Below are 13,483 nucleotides of genomic sequence, written 5' to 3' on the forward strand. Positions count from 1 at the left end.
CAAATAGTTTTTAACATTCAATAAGTTTAGCACCTGGGCCTGGAAAAGCTTCAATAATTTGTTCGGGCGCAAAGGCAGCTGAGAGCGCGCTAATAATTTGGCGGCTTTCAGCTGTTGAACAAATGACTTTTACGTTTGGTCCGGCATCTAATGTATAATAACAGCAAACCCCCTGTGAACGCAACTTTTCAATTATATTCATTGCCACCAGACTTTGTGGTTCGAAATAAGAAAAAGGTGGCCGAGCGCTGAGATTCAAGGCATGCATCCGTAAAGCATTCGACTCAGCTAATTGTCCCAGCAGTTTTAAATTATGCTGCTTGACGGCTTTGACAGCGGCTATTAAATCTGTATTAGTGCTTTTTACCCACGCTGGATAAAAAGGTGAGGTGGCAACCACTCGCTGCATTCCTTCACGACTGGAAACCTTCTTTTGTTTTCGATCAATAATAATTGCCAACATTTCAATATCCCAATCAACTTTTTCGTCAATAGGGACAGCGTATGAATCTTGATCAGAGGTTCCCGGCAGCCATTCAACAAAGCCGCCATAGATCGAGCGAGTTGCAGAACCGGATCCACGGCGTGCTAAACGAGATAAGTCGCGGCGTGAAAGCTTTAAACCGGCAGCAGTACTGGCTGCCAGTGCTAAAGCAGCAAAAGCTGAAGCCGAAGAAGCCAAGCCGGCAGCATTGGGAACATGATTTTTTGAAATAACATGAGCATATCCGGCTTGGGGATTTAATTGGCGCACAAGATCTAAAAAGGGACTGACTTTGATAGCGTCAAGTTTTTTTTGATTTAAATAGAAAGTATCTTCTGTAAATGCTGAATTAAATTCAACCGTAGTATCTGTGTAAAAATGATCCAGCGTAAGTGATAAACTGCCATTCATCGGCAGTATCAATTGCTGATCTTTTTTTCCCCAATATTTAATTAAGGCAATGTTTGTATGTGCGCGGGCACTTGCTTTTTGACTAGTCATTATAAATTCTCCTTTGAAGATAGCGGTTGAATCCAATAATCTGCTGCGCCTGCTTGTTTTAAAAGCTGGGCTGCTTTTTGTGCCGCTGCTTCAGTCGGCATCAGACAGATAAAACAACCACCGCGGCCACCACCAGTCAATTTGCTTCCTAAAGAACCATAATGCAAACTTAATTTTATCAGATTATCCAACCGGGGGCTGCTGACACCCAAGGCTGCTAAAGCTTGTTGAGCTGCTGAAAATGTTTTACCTAAGCCGGTAACATCATTGTTTTCTAATTGAGTTCGTGCAACTAAAGCCGCTTTTTCCAACTTGGTTAATAATTTTTTGGTTTCTTCTGGATAATCATGCAGGCGCTGCTTAACACTGGCTACTGCTTCGCCGGTTTTACCTTTAATACCGCTATCGCAGATTAAAAGCCAAGCATCTAACTTAATCGGGATGGTTATCAGTTGCTTTCCCTTTATCATCCAAATTGGCTGGGAACTGGCAGAGGTTGCCGCATCTAAGCCGCTGGGATTACCATGGGTATCAATTTCGGCAATATTGACCAGTTTTAATAATTCTTGTTGACTTAACGATTGATTAAAATAGTCATATAGTGCTCGCGTTACAGCTACTGCAACCGCAGCAGAGGAACCCATCCCACGTTCTTCTGGAAGCTGACTGGTTATTTTAATCTTTATTCCAGCAGTTAATTTGGTTGTCAGCAATTTTTGTTCCAGAATATATTTAATGAGATGCTGCAAACCATGCATGCTTTCCGGCATCGCTGTTAAAACACCTGAAAAATAACGGCATTCGATTAAAATCTGTTTTGTTGCCAGCGAGGTAATGTGAGCAGTAGTTTTGACTGCAGACAAGGGCAATGCGATTGATGGCTTGCCATAAACGACTGAGTGTTCTCCAATCAAGATTATTTTAGCGTGGCTTTGTCCTAAACCGGATTTTATATTTTTGTTAGAAGCCAAAACGGATAGCTCCTTTTCCTTTTTTAATTTCACAATAATAATAATACTACAAAAATGGAATTTAAAAACTAAATATATCTTAAACAAACTAATAGCAGCTGCTTGAAGTGCACAATGATTTTTACTAGCTGTTTTTACGTATCTGATTACTTGAATGCTGGTCGCGATTTAAAGCTGGCTGGGTAATTGATAGTTTAAGGTGAATTTGGTCATCATTAGGCAATTTTTTAAATTGGCTGAGTATGATAAAATGACGATTGGATCCTTTTTCGGAAAGGCAGATAATTATGAAATCAGGAATAACTTATGCGGTTGTTGATTTGGAAACAACTGGAACTGAATTAAACGGTCAGCGCCGGTTAATTCAATTTAGTTGTGTTTTTTTAAAAAATCACCAGATTATTAACACTTTTAATACTTTGGTTAATCCGCAGCAGCCCTTAACACAAGAAATTCAACAGCTAACTAAAATAAAACCGGAACAATTGCGCAAAGCACCTTTATTTGAAGATGTTGCGCCAACAATTTATGCATTACTGCAAAATACAACTTTTGTGGCGCATAATATTAATTTTGATTATAACTTTTTGAATATGGAATTGGAGCGGATCGGCTATCCTTCGCTTGATTTGGCCGGAATTGATACGGTGCAATTAAGTCAGACACTGCTGCCGACACTATCAAGTTTCAAATTGAATTATTTAAGTTCATATTTGAATTTGACACATGAACGACCGCATCAAGCTGATAGCGATGCAGCAGCTACTGCTGAACTTTTTTTATTGCTGCAGCGAATGATTGCTCAGCTGCCAATACCGGTTCTAAAGCTTCTTTGTCATTTTCGAAATTCATTTTTACGGCAAACCGGTGATTGTTTTGTTGAAGTACTGCAACAAAAAAAGCAAATTGCTGCACTGCCCAGTTATTTGATTAAGGTGGATAATTTGGTTTTACGCCGCAGCAGTTTTCAAACTAACGAGCCACGAACAGCAGTTTATCCTGCTGATGATCAGGCTAAGCAAAAATTATTTGCTGGGTTGTTGGATTGGCGTCAGCCGCAAGCTGAAATGATGGATCAACTCCATCAGGCTTTAGAAAAACGGGTGCCTAAATTACTGGTTGAAGCTCCAACTGGTTTAGGCAAGACTTTGGGGTATCTAGTGCCGGCATTATATGAAGCGGTGCATGAACGGACTTGTGTTGTCAGCACGGCAACGACGGCATTGCAAAATCAACTGGTTGATCAAGTTGTTCCCTTGCTGCAGCAGTTATTACCGTTTAATTTTAATATTGCCGTTTTTAAGGGCAGTTTTCATTATTTGGATCTGGCTAAGTTTTCAGCTTCTTTAAAGCAGCCACAAACTGGACAAGCACGTTTGCTGCAGTTAAGGATTTTAGTTTGGCTGTTAGCGACAAAAACGGGTGACTTGGCTGAATTGCATTTAACTAAGTATCAAGATCCGCTTTTTGAACAGATTCGTCATACTGGTTGGTCTGGTTTGAATCCACAAAGTGTATTTTATCCCTATGATTTTCTGAGACGCCAGCGGCAACAACTGACAACTGCTGATTTAGTGGTCACCAATCATGCTTATTTGCTGCAGCATGCAGCCGAATTGGGAAATCAACAGCGTTTTTTAATTATTGACGAGGCCCAGCATTTAAATCAAACAGCCTTATTGGCAAGTCAACGGCAATTGGATTTTGATCAAATCAAGATTCAAAGTGATACTTTACTGGTAATGATGCAATCACAGCAGTCTTTTTCGTTGAAAGATTTACTTGCTCAAGGTTTACTGCCGGTTCAGCAAGCGCATAAATTAATTCGGCTGGTGCGTTTGATCGATCAGCGCGTTCCAGAAATTCGTGGAAAAATCATCGAACGGTTTATACTGCCAGCCAAACCAACCGCAGCAATTTTTGAAGATTTTATTTCATTAAAAGATATTTATGGCTTTATTAAAGAAAACATTAACGATTTTCAAGCAGTTGCCGCAGCAGGAGAGCAACTGTTGGAATTATTTTTAAAACTGCAAGCAAAATTTAAGACACCGGCATTCAGGCAGCGGCTCGATACGACAGCTAGTAACTTTGTGGCTGACTTGAGTGATTGGTTGACGCAGCTGCTGCAAGAATTGACAGCTTGGCAGTATTTTGATTTACCGCAAGTTGAAAGCTGGGGAACATCTGGTTACCTCAAATTACGTTTGCCGTTAACACATCAAACAGCGCACCTGCATGCTTTGTTTGGTGCATTTCAGACGGCCGATTTCTTAGAAAATCAAGTTTATCAAAATTTTGCCCAGACAATTTTTATCGGTGCCAGCTTGACGCTGCCAGGCAAACATCAGCAATTTATTTATCAGCAGTTGGATCTTCCTGCAACGACACCGTTTGTTAAATTACCGGATCTGTTTGATTATCGGCAGCAGGCACTTGCTTTGATTGGAAATGATGGCCCGGATGTTGTCAGTCAACGAACAGCTTATCTACAGTATTTAATAAAAACCTTAACCCAAATTCTTTTGGGTGCACCGGCTAAGCAAACAATGATCTTGTTTAATTCGCAAGCAGCATTAGAAACGGTTTATCAGGCACTGCAAGATAATGGAGTTGGATTTAAGCGGCACTTGTTGGCACAAGGAATTACCGGCAGTAATGAAAAAATCATCAAGAATTTTACATTAGGTTCAAAAATGGTTTTACTGGGAACGGGAACCTTTTGGGAAGGTATTGATTTACCGCAAGATCAGCTGGAACAGTTGATTATAGCTCAGCTTCCTTTTTCTTCACCAGATACGCCGCTGAATCAATTGCGCTTTAAACAATTGCGGCAGCAACAGCAATCAGCTTTTTGGGATTATTCATTGCCGGAAGCAATGCAACGATTGCAACAAGGGGTCGGCCGCTTGATACGAACACCTAACGATCACGGAGTTGTTATAGTCTTGGACAGCCGAATTGTTACTCGCAAATATGGACAACAATTACAGCAGGCATTGCCGCAAAGTATGCCGCTGCAGATCTTAAAGACAGACCAAATCTCTAAGGAATTAGCAAAGTTTTGGTGAAAATCAATCAGCCGGGTTCAAAAAAAAGTGGTTTATTGCTATAATTGAGCAGTAGTTTATTAGAATTTTTGGAAAAGAGAGGCGTTCATGAAAAGAGCTGATCAGCATCGAAGCAGGTTGACAAAAACAATTGCTTGGGCTTTGTTGGTCTTAGTGATTGTCGGAGCTGGCATTATCTACTGGCAGGCGGCAGCACCGTTGAATGATGCTCGAAAAAGTGCGGTCACCATGGCTAAAAAGTATGGCAAATTGAAATCTACGTCTGCTTTTTATTGGTATAATCGCCAGCAGACGTTTTATACAGTTGCTGGGAAAAATCGTGATAATCAAGCGGTTTATGTAATGGTGGCCCAAAAGGGTGGTCATATTAACATTTATCAGCGAAAAAGCGGAATTACCAGCCAGCAGGCACAGCAAACTGTCAAAAACAGCGAACACCCCCAAAAAATTATTAAAACAGCTTTGGGGAAATGGAAGAAACGTCCGGTTTGGGAAGTTACTTATGTAAACAAGAATGGCCGGATGTGCTACACTTTGCTTAGTTTTAAGAATGGATCATTAGTTAAAACAATTCAAAATATCTGATGATATAAAAGGAGCATTTACCAATGAAATTTGCTAAAAGAGTTTTGCAAGCCTCACCGTCGGCAACTTTAGCACTCTCAGCCAAAGCCAAACAGATGATGGCAGCTGGTATTGATGTAATTAATCTAGGAGTTGGTGAACCGGATTTCCATACTCCGGCAGCAATTAAAGCGGCAGCTGTCACAGCAATTAATGAAGGCAAGGCTGATTTTTATACTCCTATCAATGGTATCTTGCCTTTACGTCAGGCAATTTGTGATCGGCTCCAAGCTGATTTTGGTGTCAGCTATCAACCGAGTCAAGTTACGGTAACAGTTGGCGGCAAGTTTTCATTATACGTATTAGCACAGGCATTATTTGATGCTGGAGATGAAGTTTTAATTCCTTTGCCATATTGGGTCAGTTATGGTGAGCAGGTTAAATTAGCTGAAGCTAAACCGGTTTTTGTTAAACCGCAAACCGGTGGTCGAGTAACGGCTGCTGAATTAGAAGCAGCACGAACGGAACATACTCGGGCGGTCATCATTAATTCACCGCAAAACCCCAGCGGCTTAGTTTATTCTAAAGCTGAATTGACAGCAATTGGTGAATGGGCAGTTGAACATGATATTATTTTGTTAGCTGATGATATGTATGGTAAATTAGTTTATAACGGTCATCAGTTTGTGTCGTTGATTCAATTGTCAGCAGCAATTAGAAAACAAACAATTTTGATTAGCGGACTGTCGAAAGCTTATGCTATGACAGGCTGGCGGATCGGCTATACAGTGGCAAGTCAAGAAATAATTGATAAGATGAACATCATTATTAGTCATGCAACCAGTAACTTGGCGGCTGTTAGTCAGTATGCTGCTTTAGCCGCTTTAACTGGCGATCAAACAGTTGTTGAAACGATGCGACAGGCTTTTGAAAAACGGCTTAATACGATTTATCCAGAATTAATTACAATTCCAGGTTTTGAATTGCCACAGAAACCAGAAGGTGCTTTTTATTTATTCCCGAAGGTGGCTGCTGCAGTTAAGCTGGCTGGTTTTACTTCAACCGAAGAATTTGCAGCTGCACTACTGGACAAAGCTCATGTAGCAGTTGTAGCGGGTGTTGGTTTTGGAATGCCGGATCATATTCGTTTAAGTTATGCAACAGATTTAGAAAGTTTACAAACCGCGATTAAGCGGATTAAAGAATTTATGCAGCAGTACGTCTAGGGGGAATAGAAGTTGGATACGATCAATATTATCGACGCTAAAAATCACGTTGATCAGGAGGTCAAAATTGGCGTCTGGTTAACTAATAAGCGTTCGAGCGGGAAAATTGCTTTTTTGCAGTTGCGTGATGGCACTGCTTATTTTCAAGGAGTAGTTGTCAAAAGTGTCGTTGGCGAAGAACTATTCAAAATGGCTAAAGAATTACGCCAAGAAGAAAGCTTTTACGTTACTGGCACGATTCATGAGGATGCTCGCTCACATTTTGGTTATGAAATCGAAATTTCGGGAATTGAAAAGGTTGGAGCCAGCGAAGATTACCCGATTACCCCTAAGGAACATGGGGTCGACTTTTTGATGGATCATCGGCATTTATGGCTGCGCTCTAAAAAACAGTTTGCAATTATGAAAATTCGCAATGAAATGATTCGGGCAACTTATGAATTTTTTAACCGCAATGGCTTTATTAAGATTGATGCGCCGATTTTAACCGGTTCAGCACCAGAAGGAACCACTGAGCTGTTCCATACCAAATACTTTGATCGTGACGCTTATTTATCTCAATCAGGTCAATTGTATGAAGAAGCTGGTGCAATGGCTTATGGCAAGGTATTTTCTTTTGGCCCGACTTTCCGAGCAGAAAAATCTAAGACACGGCGGCATCTGATTGAATTTTGGATGATCGAGCCGGAGATGGCTTTTATGCACCAAGAACAGAGCTTGGAGATTCAGGAACGCTATGTAGCTTTTCTGGTTCAAGGTGTGTTGGATAATTGCCAGTATGAACTTAAATTATTAAATCGTGATCCAAAAGTCTTGGAAAAGTATACTAAATTGCCATATCCGCGAATCTCTTATGATGAAGCAATTAAAATGTTACAGGATTCAGGCAAGTTCGGTGATTTAGAATGGGGTGTCGATTTCGGGTCTCCTGAGGAAACTTATTTGGCCGAACATTTTCAGTTACCGGTTTTCGTAATGAACTACCCTAAAGCAATTAAACCGTTTTACATGAAGCCACATCCAACACGTGATGATGTTGTCATTTGTGCAGACTTATTAGCTCCTGAAGGCTATGGGGAAATTATTGGCGGCTCGGAAAGAGCAGTCGATCCACAGTATTTGACGGAACAGATTAAAAAAGCTGGTTTGAACGAAGCTGACTATGAATGGTATCTTGATTTACGACGCTACGGAAGTGTACCGCATGCGGGGTTTGGTTTGGGACTGGAACGAGCAATAACTTGGATAACTGGTGAAGAACATATTCGCGAGTCGATTCCATTTCCACGTTTGCTGAACCGAATTTATCCGTGATGAAATTTTAATACTTTTAGAAAGCGGCAGGTGTCGATCGTTTCGACCTTGGCGCTTTTATTACCTGAAGATTGGAGGCCTACCAGATGGAAAAAGCGTTACAGCAATTTCTAAGGGCCGGTAATATGACGGTGGCAAATCTGTTGCTGCAAAATTATCATCAGTTGGGGATGAATGAGCAGGAATTGGTATTGTTTTTGGAATTAAGCAGTTCAATTCAGGCGGGCGATTCATTTCCGGCAATTGATAAGATTGCGGGTTATATGCATTGTGATTCAAGTCAGATTTACCAGCTGTTACATCGACTTTTTGAAAAGAAATTATTAGAAATTAAATCAGTAACTGATGAAGATGGCAAAAGTCATGACATTTATCAATTTGATTTAATGTATGAAAAGCTGTTTTGGCTCCAGCGACAAAAGAATCAGCAGGTTGATCAGCAATTAATGGCAACTGATCAAAGTGAGGTATTTCAAGCGATTGAAAAAGAATTTGGCCGAACTCTATCACCCATTGAAATGGAAACTATTGAACAATGGTTTTCAGAAGACCACTATCAACCGGAACTAATATTATTGGCATTACGAGAAGCTGTTCTCAGTCAGGCTTACAGTTTAAAATACATCGATCGAATTTTGTTGAGTTGGGAAAAGAAGAATATCAAAACAGCAGCCCAAGTTCAGCAATTAAAAGATCGGCAGCGGGAAAGGCAGTTGAAACACCGGCAAATGAATTTAAATCGTTCACCGGATGAGCACAAGCCGAAAATTCCTTTGAAACGCTGGGCGCATTCGGATGATTTAAAAGGAGGCAATCATTAATGTTAACGGCTGTTCAAACACAGCAGGCGATTGATGTTATGGGAGAACGTTTTCCCAACGCAGCCACTTCATTGGTTGCTGATAATCCATTTCATTTTTTATTGGCCGTAATTTTAAGTGCCCAGACAACTGATAAAGCAGTTAATCGTTTAACGCCGCAGTTATTTGCTCAATATCCAGATCCAGCTTCACTAGCGGCTGCTAGTGAAGCCGAAGTGATTCCTTTGATTAAAACGATTGGTCTTTATCGTAATAAAGCCAAGCATTTGATTGGCTGTGCTCAAGGCTTGGTTAGTAAATTTAATGGTCAGGTCCCGCAAACACGAACTGAATTAATGCAGTTGCCGGGAGTGGGCCAAAAAACTGCTAATGTAGTTTTAGCTGAGTGCTTTAACATTCCAGCTCTAGCAGTGGATACCCACGTTTCACGGGTAGCACGTCGATTGGCAATGGTACCGGCAACAGCCAATGTTGGAGAAATTGAACGAATTTTAAAACAAAAACTAGCACCAGAATCTTGGATAGCCGCTCACCATCGGATGATCTTTTGGGGACGTTATCAATGTATGGCGCGCAAACCCTTGTGTAAAACCTGTCCATTGCTATCAATTTGTGCTTTTGGACAACAACAAGTTAAGGCATAGAAGTTTAACTGAAATTATATGAGCCCTCTAAGTAGGGCTTTTTTTAGTTTATCAACCAAAACTGAGCAATTGGCAATTCTAAATGTAATGTAAAAAAACGAGGTTAGACGATTAATTTGTCTAACCTCGTTTACTACTTACAAGAATATTTCGGATTTTAATTTTCAATACTTATTATTCAATCAACTATTATTGAGCAGGGTTTGAACTCGAACTTGAGCTGCTTGATGGTGCACTGCTGCTTGACGAGCTACTTGATGATGGCGTACTGCTACTTGACGGTTCACTGCTACTCGATGGCGTGCTGCTGCTTGACGAGCTGCTTGATGATGAGCTGCTGCTCGATGAGCTAAAGACACTGCTTGATGAAACGATCGAGCTGATTGAAGAACTTGAGCTTGAGCTGGATGAGCTGGAACTGGAAGCTGCTGGTGATGAAGCTTTATCATCACTATCGGCCGATGTTGTTCCTGCTCCTGGAGAACCTGCCAAGTAAAGTTCTCTGACACCATTAACATATTTCACATAGACATTGCTTGGTCGCCGCCAATCTGTATTAGTCTGACCGGCAGAAATAAATGACATAGCATTTTTATAGAAATAAGAAGCAATTTCAGATGATGCAGGCGTTAAATAATTTCCTGCTTCATATTGATGGTCGTAACCGACCCAAACCGAAACTGAATAATGCTTCGTATAACCGTTGAACCAAGAGTCCATATCAGCATTGCTTGGGAATTTAGAAGCCACATCATCAGGATAACTGTTAGTACCGGTTTTACCAGCTTGATACAGGCCGCTGATGTTGGCTAATTTACCTGTTCCTTGCGGACTGGAAATTACATCCTTGAGCATATCAGTGATCATGTAAGCTGTTGACGATTGCATGACTTGAGTACCGCTGGAAGAAAAGTTCTTGGTTTCACCATCGTTGGTTTCAACGCTGCGGACATAGGTTGGTTTGTAATAAGTTCCACCATTAGCAAATGCCGCATAGGCCGCTGCATTTTGCAGAGTTGAAGAATATAAACCGATCCCGTTTTGGAACTCTAAAGGTTTGTTGTAATGGAAACCAAGTTTGCCGATAAAGTTTTGGGCTTTAGTAATGCCGACAGCTTGTAGTGCACGAATCGCAGGAATGTTTCGCGACTGAGTCAAGGCACTGCGCATGGTAATTGTTCCTTGATACTGATGGTCAAAATCGTAAAGCTGAATATTAGTTCCTGGATAAATGTACTTAGTATCTTTTAATTTCTGATAAGTTGCCCAACTCAAATTTTCAATTGCCGGGCCATAATCCATTAGCGGTTTAGCCGTCGAGCCATCAGTCCGGTCGGTTTGAACTGCTCGGTTAAGACCGAAAGTTACATTGCCGGTTTGGCGGCCGCCGATCATAGCGACAATTGCTCCATTATTCGGGTTAACAATGGTTGAAGCAACTTGCAGTCGGTTATCTGGATAAGAAATATAGTTGTCGGTATTAGCTAACTGATAAAGATGCTGCTGAACTTTCATATTAAGATTGGTATAAACCTTAAGTGAATTAGTATAAGGATTGTAGCCCTTAGATTTCAGATCTTCGATAACCTGTTTAATGTATGGATCAGCAACTTTTTCATTGTTATTAGTATTTTGATTATTATGTTCTTGAACGAGGCCGGTTGAAATATTCTCAGCTTCGGCTTGTTCGGCTTGAGCAGTAGTAATTTTTTTGTTTTCTACCATTGCATTCAAAACTTCATTTCGCCGTTGCGTTGCTAATTTAGGATTAGAGTAAGGATTATAATCCGTAGGCGCATTTGGAATTCCGGCAATTAAAGCGGTCTGAGACAAGTCTAATTGATTAAGTGACTTGCCATAGTAATAATGAGCCGCCGTTTGCATGCCATAATTACCAAAGCCCATAAAGACCTTGTTAACATAAAAAGTTAAAATTTGATCTTTACTGTAGGCATTGTCCAGTTTTAATGCCAGCCAAGCTTCTTGAGCTTTGCGTTTTAAAGTCTGATCTGAACGCTTAGTTGAAAAATAAGATAATTTAATTAATTGCTGATCTAAGGTACTGCCACCCTGTAAGCCACTTGAAGAACCGGTTACATTGGCGATAGCTGCACCAGCGATTCGAATTGGATCAATTCCGTGATGTTTATAAAAACGCCGGTCTTCGATTGAAACGACTGCATCTTTTAATTGCTGCGGAATCTGACTGCTGGAAACATAACGGCGGTTTTCCGTGCCCAAGCTCATGATCTTTTTATTATCTGCATCGTAAAAGGTAGTGGTACCACTGCTGCGCAGATTTTGTTCACTAAGTGCCGGGGCATTTTTAGCATACATAAAAAAGAGGGTAGCTCCTAGAGCAATCCCGATTTCCAATAAAATAATCAAGCTGAGAAATACTCGCTTGAAAAATGTACCGATTGGACCGCCGCGTTTGACTTTTTTAGGCAGTGGACGCCTTCTTTTAACAGGTCGTTTGCCCGGCTGTTGCCGTTTGGCTCGTGAGTAATTTGAATTTTGCTTGTTCATGCTTTACTCCTTCTTTACTTCAGTTCTTCGATCAGCAAGTCAACCTTAGTTAGGTAAGGTATCAGTGGCTGATACTCATAGTTGATGGGGAATCCTTGGCTGCTGATCACTTTTTTGGGGATCGATTTTCGATTGGTTGTTCGTTTTTCCCAGTAGCGGAATAAAACTGCTGCCGGCAGGAGAAACAATTCCTGAGTCGAGGAAAATTTAATAATTGTAAAACAAATACCTCCTTGCTGAACACAAGCTTGCATATGTTTAACTTGATGTGAATGAAAATTGTTGAGCGGAAATGAAGTCTGGTTGCGAGTTTCTTTAGCTTCAAAATCTAAGTAATATCCCTTATAGACGCCATTATAATCAGTTGTTGAAGCTTGTTTAAAGTAAGCTTCTTTAATTACTGCTGCACTGCGTTTAGGATAGTCAACTTGGACGATCTGAATTGGAACCGGCTTTTTGTGAATCACAGCTTGCTGGTTCTTTAGATAGTATTCGTTGCTGGCATTTAATTCGTCTTCTAAAGACATACCACGATTTCCAAAAATAATTTTTTCATTTTTAGTTGAACGTGGTTTTTTTTCGTATTTTGAATTTGTCAGCGGTCGATAAGATTGACCATTCGGATAATGGATTACCATGCTATTCACTCCCATTTGACTTATTATACCAACTTGGCTGAAAGTTGGCAAAAACCGCTGCTTTGACCACAAAGACCAATAACGTGTTAGAATATAGAAAGTAGGTGAATTTTATGAAATTATGGCTGACAGGCTATCGTAATTATGAAATGAATATTTTTCAACCAACCGACCAGCGAATAAAAATTTTGCGGGAATTATTAAAAGCTCAATTGCAGCAAAAAGTTTTCAATGGTTTAAAATGGGTATTGTTAGGTGGCGAACCAGGAATTGAACAGTGGGGTGCCGAAGCAGCAGTAGCTTTGAAAAAAACGGAACCAGATTTAAAAGTTGCTCTATTGCTGCCATATGCTGAATTTGGTAATCGGTGGAAACCGGAAAAACAAGCAGCACTGGATCAGCTTAAACAACAAGTTGATTTCACTGGTGAAGTCAGCCGCCAGCCATATACAGCTCCGCAGCAATTACGAAATTGGCAGCAATTTATGCTGCAGCATACGGATGAAGCTTTATTGGTTTATGATCCGCAATATCCGGGCAAGTGCCAGTATGCTTATCAAGCGGTAAAAAAATATCAGCAGCGGCGTACTTATAACCTAACTTTGCTTGATATGGATTGGTTGGAAGTCAGCAGTCAAGATTATTTGGAAGAATCTGCGCAAAAAGATTTGCAATAGTTTCTGAATTTGTTATAATAGATAGAGTTTCCAGATGAATATG

General features: G+C 40.5%; 11 protein-coding genes. 7 read left to right on the forward strand and 4 right to left on the reverse strand.

The annotated features are described in order from the left end of the window. Positions 1-10: 10 nt before the first annotated feature. Together mvaD and mvk are read right to left on the reverse strand one after the other, a co-directional pair. Positions 11-985: a diphosphomevalonate decarboxylase gene (mvaD, locus tag FC89_RS01170; RefSeq protein WP_057870719.1), complete on the reverse strand. Its 975-nt coding sequence runs from the start codon at positions 983-985 to the stop codon at positions 11-13. Then, a complete protein-coding gene (gene mvk, locus FC89_RS01175) occupies positions 985-1,956 on the reverse strand; it encodes a mevalonate kinase (protein WP_157060624.1) in 972 nt (323 codons plus the stop codon). The genes mvaD and mvk overlap by 1 nt, the downstream gene beginning before the upstream one ends. A gap of 287 nt (positions 1,957-2,243) precedes the next feature. Between mvk and FC89_RS01180 the strand changes: the two genes are divergently transcribed. The 6 genes from FC89_RS01180 (at position 2,244) to nth (ending at position 9,596) form a co-directional block, all read left to right on the forward strand. Beyond that, complete coding sequence (locus FC89_RS01180; protein ID WP_083485376.1) at positions 2,244-5,027, forward strand: helicase C-terminal domain-containing protein; 2,784 nt, start codon at positions 2,244-2,246, stop codon at positions 5,025-5,027. Between the two features lie 87 nt (positions 5,028-5,114). After that, positions 5,115-5,612 (forward strand): cell wall elongation regulator TseB-like domain-containing protein, encoded by a 498-nt coding sequence (locus FC89_RS01185; RefSeq protein WP_057870720.1) that lies wholly within the window; start codon positions 5,115-5,117, stop codon positions 5,610-5,612. A 23-nt stretch (positions 5,613-5,635) separates the two neighbouring features. Continuing rightward, the gene (locus tag FC89_RS01190) at positions 5,636-6,817 is read left to right on the forward strand and encodes a pyridoxal phosphate-dependent aminotransferase (protein WP_057870721.1); all 1,182 of its coding nucleotides are present in this window, start codon (positions 5,636-5,638) and stop codon (positions 6,815-6,817) included. 12 nt (positions 6,818-6,829) lie between these two features. Then, the gene (gene asnS / locus FC89_RS01195) at positions 6,830-8,131 is read left to right on the forward strand and encodes an asparagine--tRNA ligase (RefSeq protein ID WP_057870722.1); all 1,302 of its coding nucleotides are present in this window, start codon (positions 6,830-6,832) and stop codon (positions 8,129-8,131) included. Between the two features lie 86 nt (positions 8,132-8,217). Continuing rightward, a complete protein-coding gene (locus FC89_RS01200; protein WP_057870723.1) occupies positions 8,218-8,952 on the forward strand; it encodes a DnaD domain-containing protein in 735 nt (244 codons plus the stop codon). Continuing rightward, positions 8,952-9,596, forward strand: a complete 645-nt coding sequence (gene nth, locus FC89_RS01205) for an endonuclease III (protein ID WP_057870724.1) — start codon at positions 8,952-8,954, stop codon at positions 9,594-9,596. Before FC89_RS01200 ends, nth begins: the two co-directional genes overlap by 1 nt. 189 nt (positions 9,597-9,785) lie before the next feature. Here the strand turns inward: nth and FC89_RS01210 are convergent, their stop codons facing one another. Then, complete coding sequence (locus FC89_RS01210) at positions 9,786-12,125, reverse strand: transglycosylase domain-containing protein (RefSeq protein WP_057870725.1); 2,340 nt, start codon at positions 12,123-12,125, stop codon at positions 9,786-9,788. A gap of 14 nt (positions 12,126-12,139) precedes the next feature. Then, positions 12,140-12,763: a Holliday junction resolvase RecU gene (gene recU, locus FC89_RS01215; RefSeq protein WP_057870726.1), complete on the reverse strand. Its 624-nt coding sequence runs from the start codon at positions 12,761-12,763 to the stop codon at positions 12,140-12,142. 113 nt (positions 12,764-12,876) lie between these two features. On the opposite strand from recU, the gene FC89_RS01220 reads away from it, so the two are divergent. After that, positions 12,877-13,440, forward strand: coding sequence for an SLOG family protein (locus tag FC89_RS01220; RefSeq protein ID WP_057870727.1), 564 nt, complete (start codon positions 12,877-12,879; stop codon positions 13,438-13,440). The last annotated feature ends 43 nt before the right edge of the window (positions 13,441-13,483 follow it).

It is taken from the genome of Liquorilactobacillus ghanensis DSM 18630, assembly GCF_001435235.1.
GTDB classification, from domain to species: Bacteria; Bacillota; Bacilli; order Lactobacillales; family Lactobacillaceae; genus Liquorilactobacillus; species Liquorilactobacillus ghanensis.

What these genes read in the sequence shown, in the direction of transcription:
- mvaD (WP_057870719.1), bottom strand. Translation starts at nt 985, where the DNA reads ATGACTAGTCAAAAAGCAAGTGCCCGCGCACATACAAACATTGCCTTA.
- FC89_RS01180 (WP_083485376.1), top strand. Translation starts at nt 2,244, where the DNA reads ATGAAATCAGGAATAACTTATGCGGTTGTTGATTTGGAAACAACTGGA.
- FC89_RS01185 (WP_057870720.1), top strand. Translation starts at nt 5,115, where the DNA reads ATGAAAAGAGCTGATCAGCATCGAAGCAGGTTGACAAAAACAATTGCT.
- FC89_RS01190 (WP_057870721.1), top strand. Translation starts at nt 5,636, where the DNA reads ATGAAATTTGCTAAAAGAGTTTTGCAAGCCTCACCGTCGGCAACTTTA.
- FC89_RS01200 (WP_057870723.1), top strand. Translation starts at nt 8,218, where the DNA reads ATGGAAAAAGCGTTACAGCAATTTCTAAGGGCCGGTAATATGACGGTG.
- nth (WP_057870724.1), top strand. Translation starts at nt 8,952, where the DNA reads ATGTTAACGGCTGTTCAAACACAGCAGGCGATTGATGTTATGGGAGAA.
- FC89_RS01210 (WP_057870725.1), bottom strand. Translation starts at nt 12,125, where the DNA reads ATGAACAAGCAAAATTCAAATTACTCACGAGCCAAACGGCAACAGCCG.
- recU (WP_057870726.1), bottom strand. Translation starts at nt 12,763, where the DNA reads ATGGTAATCCATTATCCGAATGGTCAATCTTATCGACCGCTGACAAAT.
- FC89_RS01220 (WP_057870727.1), top strand. Translation starts at nt 12,877, where the DNA reads ATGAAATTATGGCTGACAGGCTATCGTAATTATGAAATGAATATTTTT.